Origin of the sequence: Jatrophihabitans sp. (genome assembly GCA_036389035.1) — a bacterium.
Lineage (GTDB): Bacteria > Actinomycetota > Actinomycetes > Mycobacteriales > Jatrophihabitantaceae > Jatrophihabitans_A.
Genome location: DASVQQ010000011.1, coordinates 106,484 through 126,083, shown reverse-complemented (window position 1 = coordinate 126,083; position 19,600 = coordinate 106,484). Strand labels below are relative to the sequence as shown.

The window sequence follows — 19,600 nt, the reverse complement described above, 5'->3', positions numbered from 1 at the left end:
CAGCCGTCCGGGACGATCTCGTCAGCCTCGCCGGTAGGACAACACCGCGACCCGGCCGGCCTCGCCCGAAGCCCAGCACGCGCCGTTCTTCGCGCAGCTGATGGTGTCGAAGCTGCCGCTGTCGAACTGGTGCCAGCTGTGGCCGTCGTCGTAGCTGATGTCACTGCCGGAAATGCCGACGGCGATCGCTGTGGGGTCGTGACGGTGCGGCAACCAGGCCACTCCGGAGCGGTAGCCGCTCGGCGCATCAGACACCAGCCGCCAACTGTCCCCACCGGTGTTGGTGCGGGCCAGCGCCTCGGTGGCGCTGGTCGGGGTGTTGAAGTCCCCGCCGGTGGCCACGCCGTGCCACCGGTCGCGGAACGCCAGCGCGAAGACGCCGGCAGTCGGGCCGCTGCCCATCCCGGTGTCGGTCACCGTCCAGCTGAGCCCGCCGTCGCGGGAGTGGAACACCCGGGCCTGGCTCTGGCCGCCGGTGCCGAACCAGGCATCGCGGCCGAGCGTGGTGATGCAGTCACCGCCGGCCGCGAAGGCCGCCTCGCCGGGCAGCGCGGCCGGCATCGCGGCATTCGACAGCACCTGCCAGCTGCGGCCGCCGTCGCTGGTCGCCAGGATGCGGAACTTGCCGCCGACCGGGTCGCTCAACACCAGGCCGTGCTTGCGGTCGGAGAACGACATGCAGTCGAAGAAGGCCTCCGGATTGGTGTTCTGGTAGGCGACCTGCCAATGCCGGCCGCCGTCGCTGGTGGTGTACAGCGCCGAGTCGGTTCCGGAGCCGGCCGCCATCGCGACCGCATGCCTGGTGTCGAAGGCATGGATGTCGCGGAACTGGAGCGTTTCGGCGCCGGCCGGTGAGACGTCGCGCCAGTGCCGGCCGCCATCGGCCGTCATGAGGATCGTGCCGTCGTAGCCGCCGACCCAGGCCACCCTGGCGCTCACCGCGGACAGGCCGCGAAAGTGCGAAGTGCTGCCGGTGTCGACCAGTCGCCAGGCCGGGGCCGCGACGGGTTTTCCAGAGCCCTGATGTCCAGAGCCGGCTTTTCCAGAGTTGGCGGGGACCGGATGGGCGGGGGCGGCGACGGCGGGGGTTGCCAGTGCGGCCAGCACCGCGGTCAGCGCGGCGCCCGCCACGGCGCGGGTCCGGGTCGTCAGCGACAGGTTCATGCGCCGCGACGTTACTCAGCGCCCGGTTTGCAATGGATGAAGCCAGTGCGAAATCCGGTGGCCCTCCCAGCGCAAACGGCTGGTGCCAATCATCGGCTGAAGTGGCATCGTTATATCCATGAGCATGCAAGCGATCTGGAACGGCGAGGTCATCGCCGAGAGCGATGACACCGTCGTCGTCGAGAACAATCACTACTTCCCGTTGGACTCCGTCCGGCAGGACGTGCTGCGGCCCTCGCAGTACGAGACCCTCTGCCCCTGGAAGGGCACGGCGTCCTACTACTCCCTCGAAGTGGACGGGAAGCTGAACCAGGACGCTGCCTGGTACTACTCCGAGCCCAAGGAGGCCGCCAGCCAGATCAAGGACCGGGTGGCCTTCTGGCGCGGCGTGGAGGTTCGCGCCGGCTAGTCCGACGGCCGCCGCGCCCCGTGCAGTCGATTTTGGCGGGTTGCTGGTTCCGGCAAAGTTTCAATGGCAGGGTGAGGTGTCCGACTCGCACTGATCATGAAAGGCCTCGCCATGCCAATCCATGATGGCCCGTGGCTCGATGGCACGCCCTGCTGGATCGACCTGTCCGTTCCGGACGTCGACGCGGCCAGGCCGTTCTATGAGGGTGTGATGGGCTGGGAGATCCAGGAGACCCCGCCGGAGTACGGCGGGTACCTCAACTGCCTGAAGAACGGCCGGCCGGCCGCCGGCATCGGCCCGAAGATGACGCCGGAGGCGCCGACCGGGTGGCTGACGCACTTCGCCACCTCCGACCTCGAAGCCTCGGTCGAGCGGGTCAGCGCGAACGGCGGCCAGCTGAGCATGCCGCCGATGGATCTGATGGACCTGGGCCGGATGGCCGTGTGCGCTGATCCCAGCGGCGCCGGCTTCAGCCTGTGGCAGGCCGGCAGCCATGCCGGACTGGGCGTCGTGAACGAGCCGGGCTCGCTGATCTGGACCGAGCAGATGAGCCGTTCGTCGCAGGAGAACCTCGCCTTCTACGGCGCGGTGTTCGGCTGGGAGTTCCACGACATGTCGACGGACGACCTTCGGTATGCCACCTTCGTGATCGAGAGCCGCGACATCGGCGGGGTGGGTGAGTACGCCGCCGACGATCTGGAACTGCCCGCCCAGTGGTGGGTGTACCTGGCGGTCGATGACACCGACGCGAGGGTCGATCAGGTGGTCAAGCTCGGCGGCAGCGTGATCCGCCCGCCCGCGGACTCCCCGTACGGCCGGATCGCCACCGTGGCCGACAACCAGGGCGCGAGCTTCTCGCTGATGGCCGCCCCGCCCGAGGGTTATGGTGACTGACCCCGCGCCGGAGGTCGGGCCGGCCCGGCTGAACTGGCGCAACACGATTGGCGGCGGAGACCTGCTAGCGGCGCCGGTCAGCGCGTTCCTGGCCGGCTGGCCCAGCGCCGGGCTGGTCTCGGTGGCTGAGATCGATCCGGCGCTGGCGGACACGGCCGCGTTCTGCGAGTTCTACGGGGTGCCTCCGGAGGCCTCGGCCAACTGCGTGGTGGTGACCGGCAAGCGGGCCGGCGAGGTCAAGTACGCGGCCTGCATGGTGCTGGCCACCGATCGGGCCGACGTCAACGGCGCGGTGCGCCGGCTGCTGGACGTGCGCAAGGCCTCCTTCGCCCCGATGGCCGAGGCCGTCGAGCTGACCGGCATGGAGTACGGCGGCATCACCCCGATCGGGCTGCCCGCCGACTGGCCGGTGCTGGTGTCGGGCGAGGTGGCCGCCGCCGGGCCGGTGGTGATCGGCAGCGGGCTGCGGCGCTCCAAGCTGCGCCTGGACGGCGCCTTGCTGGGCACCCTGCCAGGCGCTGAGGTGGTGCCCGAGCTGTCGCAACGCTGAGCGGTCAGCGCTGCTCAGCCAGCGCGCGCAGCGCTGAAGTCAGCGATGGTCGTCCAGCGCGGTCAGCAAGGCGTCGTGCAGCAGGCCGTTGGACGCGGCGGCGTTGCCCTGCCGCACGCCGTCCACCCCGTTCAGGCCGGTGAACCGGCCACCGGCCTCGGTGACGATCGGCGCGAGGGCCGCCATGTCCCACAGTGACAGCTCGGGTTCGGCGGCCAGGTCCACCGCGCCCTCGGCGACGAGCATGTAGGACCAGAAATCCCCGTAGGCCCGCGTGCGCCAGACCTGGTTGGTCAGCTCCAGGAATGCTTGCTGACGGCCCAGCTCGGCCCATCCGGACAGCGAGGCGTAGGACAGGCTGGCGTCGGCGAGCCGGCTGACGGCCGAGACCCGCAGCCGCCGGGGCGGCTGGCCGAACGAGCTGCCGAACGCGCCCTGCCCGCGAGCCGCCCACCAGCGCTGCCCAAGCGCCGGGGCGCTGACCACCCCCAGCACCGGTTCGTCGTGCACCAGCAGGGCGATCAGGGTCGCCCAGACCGGCACCCCGCGGACGAAGTTCTTGGTGCCGTCGATCGGGTCGAGCACCCACCGGCGCGGCCCGCTGCCGGCCGTTCCGGACTCCTCGCCGCAGAAGGCGTCATCAGGTCGGTCGGCGGACAGCCGTTGCCGGATCAGCCGCTCGACGGCCTGGTCGGCGTCGCTGACCGGTGTCAGGTCAGGTTTGGTGCGCACCACCAGGTCGGCGCTGCGGAACCGCTCGGTGGTGACGGCGTCGGCCAGCTCGGCCAGCCGCAGGGCAAGTTCGAGATCGGCCAGCCAGCCGTGGTCGGGGTCAGCAGGCGGATATTCCGGCGTACTGGTCACGGCCAGCAGGCTATCGTCGCCGGGTGACACAGGGCCAAGCCGGCGTGGACCGGGCACGGGCGCTGGCCGATCCGGCGTCCTTCGACGAGATCGCCGATCCCGCTCTGCGCCGGGTGCTGCGTTCCTACCTGGTGCGCGGACGGTTGCCGGTTCTCCCGCGGGGCGGCGTCAAGCGCAGCCTGCTGCTGGCCTACCTGGCGACCGCCTTCGAACCCGGGGTGCGCTATCGGGAAACAGAGGTGAACTCGATCGTGGGGGTGTGGAACCCGGACGTGGCCGCACTGCGCCGCTACCTGGTCGATGCGGGGCTGCTGGCCCGGCAGGACAGCGTGTACTGGCGATGCGGGGGATGGACATGACCGGACCAGGTGCCGCTGGCCCGTCCGCGCGTTCGGCGGTGTCGCCGTTCTACGTGATGCAGGTCTTCCAGCTGGCCGAGGCCCGGCGCAACCTGGGGCTGCCGGTGTACAACCTGGCGATCGGCCAGCCGGGCACCCCCGCGCCGGCGGCGGTGCGCCAGGCGGCCCGGCAGGCGCTGGCCGAGCACCAGCTCGGTTACACCGACGCGCTCGGGCTCCCGCCGTTGCGGGCGGCGATCGCCGAGCACAGCCGGGCCTGGTACGGCATCGACGTGCCGCCGGCCAACGTGGTGGTCACCACCGGCTCGTCCGGCGGCTTCCTGGCGGCGTTCCTGGCCGCCTTCGAGGCGGGCCAGGTGGTCGCGATGGCCCGGCCGGGCTATCCCGCCTATCGCAACATCCTGACCAGCCTGGGTTATGTGGTGCAGGAGTTCGACTGCGGCCCGGGCCACGGGTTCACCCCGACGCTGGCGATGCTGCAGGCGCTGGACCCGGTGCCCGACGGGCTGATCCTGGGCTCGCCGGCCAACCCCACCGGCGCGATGGTGGCGCCGGACCAGCTCGCCGAGATCGCGGCCTGGTGCCGGGACTCGGGCGTCCGGCTGATCTCGGACGAGATCTATCACGGCATCAGCTACGCCGGCCCGGGCGCCAGCGCCTGGCAGTTCGACCGGTCGGCGATCGTGGTGAACTCGTTCTCCAAGTACTTCTCGATGACCGGCTGGCGAGTGGGCTGGCTGCTGGTGCCGGACGAGCTGCTGGAGGCGGTGGACCGGCTGGTCGCCAACTTCACGATCTGCCCGCCGACGCTGTCACAGCTGGCGGCGCTGGCGGCCTTCGACGCGCATGCCGAGCTGGAGGCCAACGTGGCCCGCTACGCCGAGAGCCGGGCGCTGCTGCTGCAGGCGCTGCCGGCGATCGGCCTGGACCGGCTGGCGCCGGCGGACGGGGCGTTCTACATCTACGCCGACGTCTCCGATCACACCGACGACTCGCTGGCCTGGGTTCGCCAGGTGCTGGCCGCCACCGGGGTGGCGCTGGCGCCGGGGCTGGACTTCGACGCCACCGACGGCCACCGGTTCGCCCGGCTGTCCTTCGCCGGCGACATCACCGTGATCGAGCAGGGTGTGACGGTGCTGGGCAAGTACCTGCAGGCCGGCGGCTGAGCGCCGGGACGCGCCCGCGGCTGAGCGCCGCGAACACGCCCGCGGCTGACTAACCGGCCCGCACCGCGGGCGTGCCGTCCGGGGTGCTGGCGGCCCGGCGGCCGACCGAGCCCCGCAGCACCCGTAGCACGATTCCCGGCGCGAGCAGCCGGGTCGGCGCGTCCACCAGGTTGAGCACCCGCAGGAACGCCGCCCCCAGCACTGGATCGGCCACCGCCGCCACGTGCAGCCGGTGCACGTAGGCGTTGACGAACCGCACCTTCGGCGAGCGCCGCCCGGTCACCTCCGGAAAGCGCAGGTCGGTGCCGACCGCGATCGACCACGGCCCGTCGATCACCCGGGCGGCCCCCCGGAAGAAGCGCCGGGCGAGGTCATCACTGGCGCCAGCGCCAGCGCCGGCGCCGGTGGCGGTGTCGCCGAGCAGCCGGCGCAGCAGCAGCGCCTCCAGCGCGGCGACAGTCATGCCCTGGCCGTAGATCGGGTTGAAGCTGCACAGAGCGTCCGCCACCACCAGGTAGCCGGCGGGGAACCGGCGCAGCCGCTCGTAGCGGCGCCGGGTGCTCACCGGAAAGCGCATCTTGACCGCGGGGCTCTGCGCCACGGCGGTTCGCACGACCTCGCCGACCTGCGGGGCGGACAGCGAGTCGGCGAACGCGGCCATGCCCTCGTCGGCGGTGGGCGGCTCCTCGCCGAGCATGCCGGACAGCGCCACGGCGTAACAGCCATCCTCCTGGGCCGCGACGATGCCGGCCCGGGGCAGTCCCGGCACAGCGTTGGTCAGCGCGCCGGACAGACCTTCCAGGTGGTGCGGCTCCCGGCGGTAGACACGGGTGACGTAGGTGACGTCGACCCGCACCTGCTCCTCGGCGGGGCGCGGGTACCCCAACTCCTCCAGCCAGATCGGGGTGCGCGAGCCGCGACCGCTGGCGTCCACCACCAGGTCAGCGGAGAGTGTCTCCTCGGCACGGTCGGCGCCGCCTGGGCCCGACGGCAGCAGCCGCACTCCGGTGACCCGGCTGCCGTCGGCGGTGGCGGTCAGGCCCAGCACCTCGGTCGGGCCGCTCAATTCCACTCCCGGCAGCGCCCTGACGCGGGCGCGCAACGCGTCCTCCAGTAGCGGCCGGCTCATCCCCAGCGCGATCAGCGGGGACGGCGCGCGCAGCATCCGTTGGCCGTCGTTGTACCAGTGCACGTCGTCGTGCAGGTCGACCAGCGGCACGCCGCGGGCGTTGAGTTCGGCGGACAAGCCCGGGAACAGCTCGTCGAGCGCCTCCTTGCCGCGCGAGAGCAGCACGTGCAACTGCCGGCCCTGCGGCACCCCGCGCCGGGCCGCCGCGCCCTCGGGGAGCACATCCCGATCGAGGACCACCACCCGGGAGTAGGTGTCGCTGAGCACGCGGGCCGCGAGCAGCCCGCCGATGCTGGCGCCGATGACCACGGCGCTGCCGGTAGATGACATGGACGTCACGCTAGGACATCAGCGCGCCGGCACGTCTCCGATCTTGTTCGGTGTGCGGACGGATCTTGTTCGGTGTACGGACGGATCTTGCCGCCGGCGGCTGACGGGGCGAGCCGCTCACGGGAGCGGGATCGCGCCGCCGAGGTCCTTGCGGCTGAACAGCAGCCGCCGGTAGGCATCCAGCCTGGCCGGCGTGGAGTGCCCGGAGGCGACCCAGGCGTCGAGCTTGCAGCCGTCGGCGGCCGCCAGATGCTCGCAGCTTCCCGGGCATTGCGCCGCGCCGTCCTCCAGGTCCGGGAACGCCCACAGCACGTCGTCGGCGCTGACGTGCGCCAGCCCGAACGAGCGCACCCCGGGGGTGTCGATCACCCAGCCGCGCGCCGGTTCGGGCAGCGCCAGGGCGAACACCGAGGTGGAGGTGTGCCGGCCCTTGCCGGCCTCGCTGACCACGCCGGTGCTGCGCGCGGCGCCAGGCACCAGGGCGTTCACCAGCGTTGACTTGCCGACCCCGGAATGGCCGACGAAGACGGTGACGTGTGAGTCCAGGACGGCCCGGATCGGCGCCAGATCGGCCCCGCGCGAGGTCACGATGGCCGGGATGTCGAGCTCGGCGTAGTTGTCCAGCACCTGCTCGGGTGAGGCCAGATCCGCCTTTGTCAGCAACAGGATCGGCTCCAGGCCGGCGGTCAGCGCGGCGACCACGCACCGGTCGATCAGGCCGTAGACCGGCGGCGGGTCGGCCAGCGCGGTCACGATCAGCAGCTGGTCGGCGTTGGCCACGATCACCCGCTCGTACGGGTCGTTGTCGTCGGCGGTGCGCCGCAGCACGGTCTGGCGCGGCTCGACCCGGACGATCCTGGACAGCGTGTCCGGCGCTCCGGTCAGATCACCGACCACCCCGACCCGATCGCCGACGACGATCGCGGTGCGGCCCAGCTCGCGGGCCCGCATCGCGGTCAGCAGCGCCTGACTGTCATCGAGCAGCACCGTGAACCGGCCGCGGTCGACGGTGACCACCATCCCGGTGGAGGCGTCCTCGTGCGCCGGCCGCTGCTTGGTGCGGGCCCGGCTGCCGTACCGGGTGGGCCGGTTGCGGACGTCGTCCTCGTCCAGCCGCCTGGTGTCGCGCTGTGCCATCCGGTTGCCGTTATTCCGCGGCTCGGTGAGCAGCGTCGGGTGGGACCGGGGGAGCGGTGGCGGGTGAGAGCAGTCGCTGCCACATGCCCGGAAAGTCCGCCAGGGTCTTGCTGGTGCAGCCGATGTCATCGACCTTCACGCCGGGAACCGCCAGCCCCAGCACCGCGCCGGCCTGCGCCATCCGGTGGTCGGCGTAGCTGTGCCACCGCCCGCCGTGCAGCCGCGCCGGGCGCAGCACCAGGCCGTCCTCGGTCTCGGTGACGTCGCCGCCGAGGGCGTTCAGCTCGGTGGCCAGCGCCGCCAGCCGATCGGTCTCATGGCCGCGGATGTGAGCCACTCCGGTGATCACCGACTCGCCGTCGGCCAGCGCGCACAGCGCCGCCAGCACCGGTGTGAGCTCGCTGGCTTCGTGCAGGTCGGCGGTCAGCGGGCCGATCGCGCCGTTGCCGGTCACCGTCAGCCCGGCGTCGCCGAGCGCCACCGTGGCTCCCATCGAGGTCAGCAGCTCGGCCAGCAGCGCGCCCGGCTGGTTGGTGCTTGCGGGCCACCGGGGCACCGTCACCGAGCCGCCGGTCACCAGTGCCGCGGCCAGGAACGGCGCGGCGTTGGACAGGTCCGGCTCGATGACCAGGTCGGTGAGGTCGATCGGGCCGGGGGCGACCAGCCAGCGGTCGGCGGCGGTGGTGTCGACGCTCGCGCCGGCCTCGCGCAGCGCTGTCACGGTCATCTCGATGTGCGGCAGCGACGGCAGGTCGGCGCCGTGATGCACCAGCTCCAAGCCCTTGTCGAACCTGGCGCCGGCCAGCAGCAACGCCGAGACGAACTGCGAGGACGCGGCGGCGTCGATCAGCACCCGGCCGCCGGGCAGCGCGCCGGCGCCGTGCACCGTGAACGGCAGCGCCGCGCGACCACCGTCGCTGATCACCGCGCCGGCCTGGCGCAGCCCCTCGATCAGGGTGCTCATCGGCCGGACCCGGGCGGCCGGGTCGCCGTCGAAGTGGCTGTCACCCACCGCCAGCGCGGCCAGCGGCGGCACGAACCGCATCACGGTGCCGGCCAGGCCGCAGTCCACCGAGCCACCGTGCAGAACTCCCGGCCGGACCACCCAGTCCGCGCCGTCCTCGCACACCTCGACCCCCAGACCGCGCAGCGCCGCCGCCATCAGCAACGTGTCGCGGGCCCGCAGCGGGGCGCAGATCCGGGTCGGGGTGGCTGACAGCGCGGCCAGCACCAGCACCCGGTTGGTCAGCGACTTCGAACCGGGTAGCTCGAGAACAGCCGTCACCGGCCCGTCGGCCACGGGCGCGTTCCAGCTACGTCCGCGAGATTCGTCAGCCACGCCTACAGTCTGCCGTAATGCATTCTGCCGTTACGCCGGCTAAACCCAGGAGGCATCCTGTGGCGTATCAAGGATGTGGGGGAATGGATAAGTCGCGAGGTCGTCGTCGACACCGTTGAGGCGCCGGCCATCCCGGCGACGGCCGACGGCTTCGCCCACTGGGTGTCGCCGCACCTGGCCGTGCTCGCGGTCCTCGCGGAGCGGCAGGTCGGCGCGGCCGCGGCCGCGGATGTGCTGCAGGAGACGCTGCTACGCGCCTGGCGCCGCAGAGAGACCTTTCGGCCTGACCGCGGCACCGCCCGCTCGTGGCTGGTGGCGATCTTGCTGGACCAGGCACGCCGGCACCGGATGCGCTGGCGATGGACGAGTTCGACCTCGCAGCCGCCGGCGAGCGGCCTTGCCGGTCCGAACGGCGACCGGGTCGATCTCGAGCGTGCGATCGCGAGATTGTCCCGACGCCAACGCCAGGTCGTCACTCTGTACTACCTGGCAGATCTCGCGGTCGCCGAGGTGGCAGTGGCCCTCGGCATCAGTGAATCTTCGGTCAAGGCTCATCTGGTCGCTGCTCGGGCGGGGCTCAAGACGCTTCTGGAGGAGTCGTGAGAGACAACGTGAACCGGGCGGATGACGAGATCGACGCGCGGTTGTCGGACTGGGGGCAGGCAGCGCGCGAGGCGGCCCGGCCGGTTGCCGTGCCGGTGTCGTCGATGACTGTCGCTACCCCCACCCACCGGGGCACGGTCCTGCTGCGAGTGTGCGCAGGCGTGGCGATGGCCGCGCTCGTCGTGGCCACGGTGACCGGCCTGCCGAGGTACCTGAACCGGGATGCAACGCTGGCAAAGCTTTCGCTCGGCGACATCACCAGCACCGCGTCGGCCCGGCCCGGTTTCCAGGTGGTCACCTTCCGCGGCCTGAGCATCACCGTCCCCAGCTCGTGGCTGGTGGAGGACCCCGAAATCTGCAAGCTCACCAGAGAGACCGTCCTGCGTCCTGGCATCCGCCCGGGGTGCGGTGTTCCTGACACGCCGAGCGTGGCGTTCGTCGAGTTTCTCGGGGGAGACGGCCCGCTCGGATTGACGGGGAAACTCAAGACCACCAAGACCAGGATCAGCGGCATCGCTGCCACCCGCACCGACGGGATCTGGGAGGCTCGGCCGGCGTTCGCGTACACGGTGCCCGAGCTGCAAGCCTCCGTGCGGATCGTCCCGGCGCTGGGACAGACCGGAGCCGACCTGGCCGGCTCCCTCCAGGTCAACGCGTTCGACATCCACGGTTGCCCGGCGATGGTCTCGGACGTGGCAGAGCTGCCGCGTGACAAGCCACCGGCGCGAGACGGCGCCGCTGACACGCTGGTGCCCGGACGACCAGACGTGCTGCGGGTGTGCCGCTACTTCGCCGGCCGTCTCGACCAGGGCGCTGCCCTGACCGGCCCGCAGGCCACCACGTTGATAACCGTGCTGAACGGACTGCCAGCCGGTCTCAGCCGCGCTGACCCCAACAGGTTCTGGCCCCCGCTGTGCGAGACCCCCGCCGAGGGCCCGAACACGGTCGACGGAAGGAGCACCTCCGACGCCGAGGCCTATCGGATCCAAGCGGACTACCCGAGCGGGGATCCGGTGATCGTCGTCGTCCGGCTCACACTGTGCGGCGACCTGGGAGCCTCCAACGGAAGCCGGACGGGGCAGAGCACCAAGGCGCTGGTGGAGGCCCTGTTCACAGTGGCCGGCACCAGTACGGGTGCCAGCACGGTCATAGAAGCGCCCTGACCGGGGTGGCTGACAGCGGCCAGCATTGACGGCCACGCCGTCAGCGGGAAGCTGAGGCGCCGCGCGGTGGTGACACCGCCGCGGCGCTCAGTCCTGCCCGGCCTCTCGGCGGCTGCCTGCCCGGGTGCGCCGTGGGTCCGGCGCGCTCTCCTGCGGAAAGCGGGTCAGGAACTCGGCCTCCAGCTCGAGCATCCGCCGGGTGTGGTGCTCCAGCGCGTCCTCGCTGCCACCCAGCAAGGTGTCGTGCCGGGTGTCGTGCAGGTGCTTGAGCTCACGGCGAAGGTCATCGTCGGCCAGTGCTGCCGGATCGATGCCGTGCGGGTGCTCTGCCATCAAAGCTCCTTAGCGTCAGGTGCGATCTGGTAGCCGGCTGCTTGGCGCCAGTTCTGCCGCGCGGCGTGCGTCCGCGCCTTGCTTGCCAGATTATGCCTGCGGGGCGACACCCGCTCGGTCACAGCTGCAGGGGCTGCTGCTCGGGCAGCTCTACCGGCTGGATGAGTTCGGGCCCGTCGTTGCGGACGTTGCCGACGGCAGGTGAGACCACGTAGGGCTCCAGCCGTGCCTCCGGAATCTGGTCCAGGATCTTGCGCGCGGTGGCCGGGTCGTCGCTGGAGCAGTCCAGCCAGGCCGCCTGCAGCTCGGGCGGCACCAGCACCGGGTTGCGGTCATGGATCTCGCCGAGCAGGTCGGTGGCCTGCTGGGTGATGATCGTGCAGGACCACAGCCACCGGTTCGGGTCATCGTCTGCCAGCGCCGGGTCGCGCCACAGCTCGTAGAGCCCGGCCATCGCGAGCAACCGGCCGTCCGGGTCGTGCAGGAAGTACGGGACCTTGCCGTGGTCGGTCTTCTGCCACTCGTAGTAACCGGCCGCCGGCAGCAGGCACCGGCGGCGGGCCGCGGCCTTCTTGAACGCCGGCTTCTCGGTCACCGTCTCGATCCGGGCGTTGATCATCCGGGCGCCGCTCTTGGGGTCCTTGGACCAGCTGGGCACCAGACCCCACCGCAGCGTGCGGAGCTGGCGAACCGGCTTGTCCGGCTCGGCCTGCTCGGTGGGCTCCTTCGGGGGCCGCCGCAGGATAGCCCGCACCGGATCGGTGGGTGCGACATTCCAGGACGGCCGCAGCTCTTCGCCGACCACCTCCTCGACGTCGAACTCGGTGAGAAGGTCGGCCGTCGAGGCCGAGCTGACATAGCGTCCGCACATACTGCGATTGTGCCTGAAGGCACTGACAGCGACGCTGCCCGCGGCGGGCCCGGCAGCGAGCGGCCGCGACGGGGATCGGCCCGACAGCGCACTCCCTAAGCTGCACCCATGAACCGGACTGCGCAGACGCCTCGCGGTGACCGATGCCCCGCCTGAAGATCGCGACCCCGGTGGGAGAGTCGGTCGTCGACCTGGACCCGGCAGCCGAGGCCAGGACGGTGCTGGTGATCGGCCACGGCGCCGGCGGCTCGGTCGAGGCGCCCGACATCCTGGCGGTGCGCAAGGCCTGCCTGGCCGCCGGGATCAGCGTCGCGCGGGTGACCCAGCCCTATCGGGTGGCGGGCAAGAAGGCGGTGCCGCCGATCGGCACGCTGGATCAGGCCTGGCGAGCGGTGATCGCCTCGCTCGGCCGGCGCAAGGTGCTCACCGGCCTGGACTTCGTCTATGCCGGCCGCTCGTCCGGCGCCCGGGTCGCCTGCCGGTGCGCCGCCGACGAGCTGACCAGGCCGGCGCCGATCGGGGTGGTGGCATTGGCCTTTCCGCTGCACCCGCCAGGGCGCCCGGACAAGTCACGGCTGCCGGAGCTGGCAGCGACGCCGTGCCCGGTGCTGGTCGTGCAGGGCGTCAACGACCCGTTCGGAATGCCCGGACCAGGACCCGGCCGCACGGTCGAGCAGGTGCCCGGTGACCATGGGCTCAGACGCGAGACCGCCCGGATCGGCCAGCTGGTCGCGGACTGGATCAACACGCTGGGATGACACACGCTGGGAGGGCACCCATGAACGACACAGCCGGCATCGACGAATTCCTCGCCGCCCGCGACCTGCTGTTGAACGCCCGCGGGGACTACGCCACCGCCTACCGGCAGTTCAGCTGGCCTCGACCGGAGCGGTTCAACTGGGCCTTGGACTACTTCGACGGGGTGCTGGCCACCCAGCGGCCCGACCAGGACGCGTTGCGCTTGATCGAGGACGACGGCAGCCGGGCCGGCTACACCTTCGGGCAGCTGTCGCGGAGCTCGTCGCGGCTCGCCGGCTGGCTGGCCGCGAACGGGGTCAGCCGCGGCATGCGGGTGCTGCTGGTGCTGGGCAACCAGGTCGAGCTGTGGGAGTCGATGCTGGCCTGCATGAAGCTGGGCGCGGTGATCATCCCGGCCAGCACGCTGCTGTCACCGGCCGACCTGGCCGACCGGCTGGAGCGTGGCGCTGTCGGAGCGGTCATCAGCCGCTCGGATCTGACGGCCGGTTTCGGCTCGGCTCCGGCCGGCTGCGTCGCGGTGGCGGCGGGCGAGCCGGTCCCCGGGTGGCTGGACTACGCCGAGGCGGCCGGCTTCGACCAGCCGTACCAGCCTGACGTGCCGACGGTCGGGACGGACCCGCTGTTGCTCTACTTCACCTCGGGGACCACCGCCCAGCCCAAGCTTGTGGAGCACACCCATCTCAGCTATCCGGTCGGGCACCTGTCGACGATGTACTGGATCGGGCTGCGCCCCGGCGACGTCCACCTCAACGTCTCGTCGCCGGGCTGGGCCAAGCACGCCTGGTCCTGCTTCTTCGCGCCGTGGAACGCCGGGGCCACCGTGGTGCTGTTCAACTACGCCCGCTTCGATGCCGCCCGGCTGCTGGACGTGCTGGCCGAGGCCGGCGTGAGCACCTTCTGCGCGCCGCCGACGGTGTGGCGGATGCTGGTGCAGCAGGACCTGAGCAGGTGGCAGCTGTCGCTGCGCGAGGTCGTGGGCGCCGGCGAGCCGTTGAACTCCGAGGTGATCGAGCGGGTTCAACGCGCCTGGTCGCTGACCATCAGGGACGGCTTCGGCCAGACCGAGACCACCGCCCAGATCGGCAACCCGCCCGGCGAGCTGGTCAAGCCGGGATCGATGGGCCGGCCGCTGCCCGGCTACCGGGTGGTGCTGGCCGACCCGGTCACCGGCCAGCGGCTGCAAGCTGAGGGAGCATCGCAGCGAGGAACGAGCGAGGAGCGGACCGAAGTGGCAGCTCCAGCTGAGGGAGCATCGCAGCGAGGAACGAGCGACGAGCGGACCGAAGTGGCAGCTCCAGCTGAGGGTGAGATCTGCCTGGACCTGGCCGAGCGTCCGGTGGGGTTGATGGTGGGTTATCGGGACGACGCCGAGCGAAATGACACCGCGATGGCGCACGGGCTCTACCACACCGGCGATGTCGCCACGATCGATTCCGACGGCTACGTCACCTACGTCGGGCGAACCGATGACGTGTTCAAGTCCAGCGACTACCGGATCAGCCCGTTCGAGTTGGAGAGCGTGCTGGTCACGCATCCGGCGGTGGCCGAGGCGGCCGTGGTGCCCGCACCTGACCCGGTCCGGCTGTCGGTGCCCAAGGCCTACGTCACGCTGGCGGCGGGCTACTCGCCCTCGGCCGAGCTGGCCGGGCAGATCCTGGTGTTCTGCCGGGAGCAGCTGGCGCCGTACAAGCGGATCCGCCGGCTGGAGTTCGCCGAGCTGCCCAAGACGATCAGCGGCAAGATCCGCCGGGTGGACCTGCGCCGCGCGGAGGACGGCCGCGGCCAGCAGCGGGCGGCCGGGGAGTACCGCGAGGAGGATCTCAGCTCGTAGCGATCGGCGCGGTGCGCGCCCCGCTCAGCCGGAGCAGCTCGGCCGGGGGCAGCTGCACCTGCAGCCCGCGCTTGCCGGCCGAGACGTACACCGTGTCGAAGCCGGTCACCGACGAGTCCACCAGCACCGGCATCGGGCTCTTGTGCCCGAGCGGGCTGATCCCGCCGATGACGTAGCCGGTGGCTCGTTGGGCCTTGGCGGGGTCGGCCAGCTCGGCGCGCCGGCCACCGGCGGCGCTGGCCAGCGCCTTGAGGTCGAGCCGGCTGGCCACCGGGACGACCGCGCACACCAGCCGCCCGTCGACCGCCGCGATCAGGGTCTTGAACATCCGGCGCGGGTCGATGCCGAGCAGGGCGGCTGCCTCCTCGCCGTAGGAGCCGGCCCGGCTGTCGTGGGCGTAGGGGTGCAGGGTGTAGCTGATCCGGGCCCGGTCCAGCGCGACGGTCGCCGGTGTTCCACCACTCATGATCTCCAAGATCCTGCCATCCGGAGTGGCGCAAGCCCATCCGAAGTGAGCGGAAGCCCATCCGAAGTGAGCGGAAGCCCATCCGGAGTGAGCGGAAGCCCATCCGCGGTGGGTGGAAGTCGAGCGGACAGGAGCGGGGAGGAGAATGGGCGCCATGCGAGAGGTGCACACGTCCAGAGGCTCCGGCGAGCCGATCCGGTTGGGTCAGTTCCTGAAGCTGGCCGACGCGGTCGAGCTGGGCTCGGACGTCAAGTTGCTGCTCGGCGAGGGCAGTGTCAGGGTGAACGGCGAGGTCGAGACGCGACGGGGCCGGCAACTGTCACCTGGAGACGTGGTGAGCGTGCGCGGTGAGCAACTGGTTGTGCACTGACAGTTTGCAGTTGCCCGAAGTCGCCTGATAGCGGATGATCCCCCTGTAAAAGAAAGGCATTCTGCGTACTTAAAGGCCGGTCGCTGTCGACGGGCCACGGGGGATCGGACACGCACTTGACTCACAGTATCGGCTTGCCCTATTCCGGCGGCCTGGCGCGCGGTTGGGGACATTGGGCTCCGCAACTGCTCAGCGTCGCCATTCTGGGCGCCATCGCACTGGGAGTGCGGCCGGTGGCGCCGACGTTGCTGACGCTGCTCACCTCGCTGACGTTGCTGGTGTTCGTGGTGGTCACCTGGCTGTTCATGCGTCAGCACGATCGGCGGCTGTGCGAGCGCTGCGCGGCCTCGATGCCGCTGAACGCCGCCGAGCATGCCGCCCGGTACAGCCGCCGGTTCCGGCTGGCGCACGCCGGCAGCAATCCCTGGGTGATGGTTCCGTACCTGATCGTGCTGGTGGGCTCGAACTTTCTGACCAGCCCGGCCGGCCGGGTCGGCTGGGCGCTGGTCCAGTCCACGATGATCTACCTGATCATGGCCCACTGCAGCCACCGCCGATTGCAGCCCTGGTGCCCGCAATGCTCCGGCGGCGGTGGCGGCGAGCGGGACAACGTGGATGAACCCGACCTTCCGCGCGGAGATCGACTGCTGGTCTGAGCGCAGCCCGGCGCGCGGCGGCCACACCGGCGGGCGGGGATGGAATGGATGCAGCAAGAGTTGGGTTGCACACCACGAACCCCTGAGCCATGGGAGTCGAACCGCCGCCAAGGAGCAAGCCATGCTCGTAGTGGATCGCCCGCCGCCGGGCGTCCTATCTTCGGACACGCCACGCGCGGGCTTCGCCGCACCCGTAAGCTCACAGGTGCCGGTCTCCTTCGGTCCGGCGGTTCAGGCGAGGGGAACTGTGGTGGCTGAGGAGACTGTCGAGGCGCGCCGAGCTCGGTTCGAGCGTGACGCCCTGCCGTTCCTCGATCAGCTGTACGCCGCCGCGATGCGAATGACCCGCAATCCGGCCGACGCAGAGGACCTGGTCCAGGAGACGTTCGTCAAGGCGTTCGCGGCCTTCCACCAGTTCCACGAGGGCACCAACCTCAAGGCCTGGCTGTACCGGATCCTGACGAACTCGTTCATCAACACCTACCGCAAGAAGCAGCGCCAACCGCAGCAGTCCAACTCCGACACGATCGAGGACTGGCAGTTGCACGCGGCCGAATCGCACACCTCCAGCGGGTTGCGCTCGGCCGAGATGGAAGCCCTGGACCACCTGCCCGACTCCGACGTCAAGGACGCCTTGCAGTCCCTGCCCGAGGAGTTCCGGCTCGCGGTGTACCTCGCCGATGTCGAGGGTTTCGCCTACAAAGAGATCGCCGAGATCATGGACACGCCGATCGGCACTGTGATGTCGCGATTGCACCGCGGTCGCAAGCAGCTTCAGGTGTTGCTGGCTGACTACGCGCGTGATCGAGGGCTTGTCAAGACAGGAACCTCGACGTCCCAGAGCGCCGAAGGAGAACACGCATGACCGGCTTCGGTCCCGGTGGCATGGACTGTGAAGAAGTCCTCGCCGACGTCTACCTCTACCTCGATGACGAGACCGACGGCGAGGTGCGGCAGCGGATCCGCACCCACCTCGACGGCTGCGCGCCCTGCCTGCGCCAGTTCGGGCTCGAGCAGGACGTGAAGGTGCTGGTGGCTCGCAGTTGCGGCGGTGACGTGGCGCCGAGCAGTCTCAAGTCCCGGATCCGGATCCGGCTCCAGCAGGCGGCCATCGACGCCAGCCATCTGGAGTACCGCGCCGAGTGACAGCGCCGGCCCGCTGGCCGGACAGCACGACTGACACCAACGCCTGACTCCCGGGTTCTCACCCTGGAGTCAGGCGTTGGTGCTTGATGAGCAGGAGAGGGCCGCTAGCCGCGGACCCCGCCAGGCACCGGCAGGCCGCCGTCGGTGCCCGGCAGGTCGCTCACCTTCTTGGTGCTCTCGGAGTAGTAATCCTCATAGGTGGTCGCGTCGACGCCTTCGGGCGCTTTCATCGCCCGCAGCACGAAGGTCAGCAGCACGGTCACCACGATATTGAGCACCAGGGCGGACAGGGCGATGTAGACCCTGGTGTCGGTGAACGGGAAGGTCGCCAGCGAACCGCCGAAGTGCTCGGTGACAGCCGACTTCTGGTTGTAGGCCGCTACCGTTCCGTAGATCATGCCGACCGCCCAGCCGGCCAGCAGCGCCCACCGGTGCAACCATCGGGTGTAGAGCCCGACCACGATCGCCAGCAGCGTCTGCAGGATCCAGACCCCGCCGAGCAACTGCATGTTGATGGCGTTCTGCTTGTCCAGCAACAGCACGAAGATCAGCGCGCCGAACTTGACCACCAGTGAGGTGATCTTGGCGGCCTGCGCCTCCTGCTTGTGGGTCGCGTGGGGGACCAGGAACTCCTTGTAGATATTGCGGCTGAACATGTTGGCGGCAGCGATCGACATGATCGCCGCCGGCACCAGCGCGCCGATAGCGATAGCCGAATAGGCGATTCCGGCGAACCAGCTCGGGAACTCGTCGCGGAAGAAGTGCGGCACCGCCAGCTGCGGGTTCGGCTTTCCGTCGACTCCGATGACTGAGGTCCCGGATGCGATCGCGGCGTAGCCGAGCAAGGCCAGCATCGCCAGCAGCAGCGAGTAGGCAGGCAGGATCGTGGCGTTGCGGCGGATCACGTTGCGCGACTTGCCCGACAGGACCGCTGTCATCGAGTGCGGGTACATGAACAGCGCCAGCGCTGAACCCAGGGCGAGCGTGGCGTAGGCCCAGTAGTTGTTGCTGGCGGGGATGAACACCCCGGTGTTGACGCCGGCCGGGGTCTTGGTCGCCATCTTGGTTTCGGCCGCGTCGAACAGGGCGCCGTAGCCGACGTGCACCCCGACGTAGACCACGGCCACCGCGATCACCAGGTAGATCAAGCTGTCCTTGACGAAGGCGATGATCGCCGGCGCGCGCAAGCCGGAGGAGTAGGTGTAGGCGGCCAGCACCGCGAAGGCGATCAGCAGCGGCAGGTCGCGGACGAAGGCGTTGCCGCGGCCGCCCAGGCCGATGCTGTCGATGACCGCCTGAATACCCACCAACTGCAACGCGATGTAGGGCATCGTGGCGAGGATGCCGGTCAGCGCGACGGCCAGCGCCAGGAACCGGGAGTCGAACCGGCCCCGAACGAAGTCGGCGGCGGTGACGTAACCCTTGCTGTGCGAGACCGACCACATCCGCGGCATGAAGATGAACACGATCGGATAGATCATGACGGTGTAGGCGACCGCGAAGAACCCGGTGACGGCTCCGGTGGCGAACATCGCGGCCGGCACCGCGATGAACGTGTAGGCGGTGTAGAGGTCACCACCCAGCAGGAACCAGGTGATCACCGTTCCGAAGCTGCGTCCGCCCAGGCCCCACTCGTCCAGGCTGTGCGGGCTGTCGGCCTTTCGCCAGTTGGAGGCCCAGAATCCGCCGATGGTCACGACGATGAAGAAGAACAGCAGGACGCTGAGGGCTACGCCGTCCACCTTGTCGGCGGCCAGGGTCACGGTCTCGCCGGTCGCCAGGGTGCTCATCGGTTGCCTCGCCTGCGGTCACGCTCGATGACGTGAAAGGCGCCCGCGGTGCAGAACCCGCACACGATGACCCAGGCCATCTGGTACCAGTAGAAGAACGGGAAGCCCCACAGCTCGGGATCCTTGCGGGCATAGAGCGGCACCCAGAGCAGGGCGACGATCGGTAGGCCCAGCAGCACGCCGGCGGTGATCATGGTGCCGCGGGACAGGCGGTGCCTGGATGGTTGGGACAAGACAACCTCCTGGGAAGAACCGGTGACGATGTGATGCG

The 19,600-nt window shown here is 70.4% G+C and carries 23 protein-coding genes; 13 read left to right on the top strand and 10 right to left on the bottom strand.

All coding sequences use genetic code 11. The features are described from left to right. Positions 1-21: 21 nt before the first annotated feature. Complete coding sequence (locus VF557_08390; GenBank protein ID HEX8080213.1) at positions 22-1,164, bottom strand: hypothetical protein; 1,143 nt, start codon at positions 1,162-1,164, stop codon at positions 22-24. A gap of 118 nt (positions 1,165-1,282) precedes the next feature. On the opposite strand from VF557_08390, the gene VF557_08385 reads away from it, so the two are divergent. The 3 genes from VF557_08385 to VF557_08375 all read left to right on the top strand — a co-directional run bounded on the left by VF557_08385 (position 1,283) and on the right by VF557_08375 (position 3,017). Continuing rightward, positions 1,283-1,573, top strand: a complete 291-nt coding sequence (locus VF557_08385; protein HEX8080212.1) for a DUF427 domain-containing protein — start codon at positions 1,283-1,285, stop codon at positions 1,571-1,573. 111 nt (positions 1,574-1,684) lie between these two features. After that, a complete protein-coding gene (locus VF557_08380) occupies positions 1,685-2,467 on the top strand; it encodes a VOC family protein (GenBank protein ID HEX8080211.1) in 783 nt (260 codons plus the stop codon). Continuing rightward, the gene (locus tag VF557_08375; protein HEX8080210.1) at positions 2,460-3,017 is read left to right on the top strand and encodes a YbaK/EbsC family protein; all 558 of its coding nucleotides are present in this window, start codon (positions 2,460-2,462) and stop codon (positions 3,015-3,017) included. The genes VF557_08380 and VF557_08375 overlap by 8 nt, the downstream gene beginning before the upstream one ends. A gap of 39 nt (positions 3,018-3,056) precedes the next feature. Here VF557_08375 and hisN read toward each other — a convergent pair whose 3' ends face one another. Further along, complete coding sequence (gene hisN, locus VF557_08370; GenBank protein HEX8080209.1) at positions 3,057-3,881, bottom strand: histidinol-phosphatase; 825 nt, start codon at positions 3,879-3,881, stop codon at positions 3,057-3,059. 23 nt (positions 3,882-3,904) lie between these two features. On the opposite strand from hisN, the gene VF557_08365 reads away from it, so the two are divergent. Together VF557_08365 and VF557_08360 are read left to right on the top strand one after the other, a co-directional pair. Beyond that, positions 3,905-4,240, top strand: a complete 336-nt coding sequence (locus VF557_08365; protein HEX8080208.1) for a DUF2087 domain-containing protein — start codon at positions 3,905-3,907, stop codon at positions 4,238-4,240. Beyond that, positions 4,237-5,406, top strand: a complete 1,170-nt coding sequence (locus VF557_08360; protein HEX8080207.1) for an aminotransferase class I/II-fold pyridoxal phosphate-dependent enzyme — start codon at positions 4,237-4,239, stop codon at positions 5,404-5,406. Before VF557_08365 ends, VF557_08360 begins: the two co-directional genes overlap by 4 nt. A 49-nt stretch (positions 5,407-5,455) precedes the next feature. Here the strand turns inward: VF557_08360 and VF557_08355 are convergent, their stop codons facing one another. The 3 genes from VF557_08355 to aroA all read right to left on the bottom strand — a co-directional run bounded on the left by VF557_08355 (position 5,456) and on the right by aroA (position 9,341). After that, the gene (locus VF557_08355) at positions 5,456-6,865 is read right to left on the bottom strand and encodes an FAD-dependent monooxygenase (protein HEX8080206.1); all 1,410 of its coding nucleotides are present in this window, start codon (positions 6,863-6,865) and stop codon (positions 5,456-5,458) included. Between the two features lie 117 nt (positions 6,866-6,982). Next, entirely contained in the window at positions 6,983-8,002 is a 1,020-nt protein-coding gene (gene rsgA, locus VF557_08350) for a ribosome small subunit-dependent GTPase A (protein HEX8080205.1), read from the bottom strand. Positions 8,003-8,012: 10 nt separating this feature from the next. Then, positions 8,013-9,341, bottom strand: coding sequence for a 3-phosphoshikimate 1-carboxyvinyltransferase (aroA, locus tag VF557_08345; protein HEX8080204.1), 1,329 nt, complete (start codon positions 9,339-9,341; stop codon positions 8,013-8,015). Positions 9,342-9,416: 75 nt separating this feature from the next. Here aroA and VF557_08340 point away from each other — a divergent pair, with 75 nt between their 5' ends. Both VF557_08340 and VF557_08335 read left to right on the top strand, forming a co-directional pair. Further along, positions 9,417-9,944, top strand: a complete 528-nt coding sequence (locus VF557_08340; protein HEX8080203.1) for an RNA polymerase sigma factor — start codon at positions 9,417-9,419, stop codon at positions 9,942-9,944. Beyond that, a complete protein-coding gene (locus tag VF557_08335; protein ID HEX8080202.1) occupies positions 9,941-11,107 on the top strand; it encodes a hypothetical protein in 1,167 nt (388 codons plus the stop codon). Before VF557_08340 ends, VF557_08335 begins: the two co-directional genes overlap by 4 nt. 87 nt (positions 11,108-11,194) lie before the next feature. Here VF557_08335 and VF557_08330 read toward each other — a convergent pair whose 3' ends face one another. Both VF557_08330 and VF557_08325 read right to left on the bottom strand, forming a co-directional pair. Then, positions 11,195-11,440, bottom strand: coding sequence for a DUF6158 family protein (locus tag VF557_08330; GenBank protein HEX8080201.1), 246 nt, complete (start codon positions 11,438-11,440; stop codon positions 11,195-11,197). 118 nt (positions 11,441-11,558) lie between these two features. After that, the gene (locus tag VF557_08325) at positions 11,559-12,311 is read right to left on the bottom strand and encodes an SOS response-associated peptidase (GenBank protein ID HEX8080200.1); all 753 of its coding nucleotides are present in this window, start codon (positions 12,309-12,311) and stop codon (positions 11,559-11,561) included. Between the two features lie 143 nt (positions 12,312-12,454). Between VF557_08325 and VF557_08320 the strand changes: the two genes are divergently transcribed. Both VF557_08320 and VF557_08315 read left to right on the top strand, forming a co-directional pair. Next, a complete protein-coding gene (locus VF557_08320) occupies positions 12,455-13,069 on the top strand; it encodes an alpha/beta family hydrolase (GenBank protein HEX8080199.1) in 615 nt (204 codons plus the stop codon). A gap of 20 nt (positions 13,070-13,089) precedes the next feature. Then, positions 13,090-14,901 (top strand): AMP-binding protein, encoded by a 1,812-nt coding sequence (locus VF557_08315; protein HEX8080198.1) that lies wholly within the window; start codon positions 13,090-13,092, stop codon positions 14,899-14,901. Here the strand turns inward: VF557_08315 and ybaK are convergent. Beyond that, positions 14,891-15,367, bottom strand: a complete 477-nt coding sequence (ybaK, locus tag VF557_08310; protein ID HEX8080197.1) for a Cys-tRNA(Pro) deacylase — start codon at positions 15,365-15,367, stop codon at positions 14,891-14,893. The genes VF557_08315 and ybaK overlap by 11 nt on opposite strands. Positions 15,368-15,521: 154 nt before the next feature. Between ybaK and VF557_08305 the strand changes: the two genes are divergently transcribed. The 4 genes from VF557_08305 to rsrA all read left to right on the top strand — a co-directional run bounded on the left by VF557_08305 (position 15,522) and on the right by rsrA (position 17,539). Continuing rightward, on the top strand, positions 15,522-15,737 hold the full coding sequence (locus VF557_08305) for an RNA-binding S4 domain-containing protein (protein HEX8080196.1): 216 nt from the start codon (positions 15,522-15,524) through the stop codon (positions 15,735-15,737). Positions 15,738-15,871: 134 nt separating this feature from the next. After that, positions 15,872-16,393, top strand: a complete 522-nt coding sequence (locus VF557_08300) for a hypothetical protein (GenBank protein ID HEX8080195.1) — start codon at positions 15,872-15,874, stop codon at positions 16,391-16,393. Between the two features lie 250 nt (positions 16,394-16,643). Next, on the top strand, positions 16,644-17,258 hold the full coding sequence (locus tag VF557_08295; GenBank protein HEX8080194.1) for a sigma-70 family RNA polymerase sigma factor: 615 nt from the start codon (positions 16,644-16,646) through the stop codon (positions 17,256-17,258). Beyond that, positions 17,255-17,539: a mycothiol system anti-sigma-R factor gene (gene rsrA / locus VF557_08290; GenBank protein ID HEX8080193.1), complete on the top strand. Its 285-nt coding sequence runs from the start codon at positions 17,255-17,257 to the stop codon at positions 17,537-17,539. Before VF557_08295 ends, rsrA begins: the two co-directional genes overlap by 4 nt. 104 nt (positions 17,540-17,643) lie before the next feature. Here the strand turns inward: rsrA and VF557_08285 are convergent, their stop codons facing one another. Further along, entirely contained in the window at positions 17,644-19,329 is a 1,686-nt protein-coding gene (locus VF557_08285) for a sodium:solute symporter (GenBank protein ID HEX8080192.1), read from the bottom strand. Further along, positions 19,326-19,562, bottom strand: a complete 237-nt coding sequence (locus VF557_08280) for a DUF3311 domain-containing protein (GenBank protein ID HEX8080191.1) — start codon at positions 19,560-19,562, stop codon at positions 19,326-19,328. The genes VF557_08285 and VF557_08280 overlap by 4 nt, the downstream gene beginning before the upstream one ends. Between the last annotated feature and the right edge of the window lie 38 nt (positions 19,563-19,600).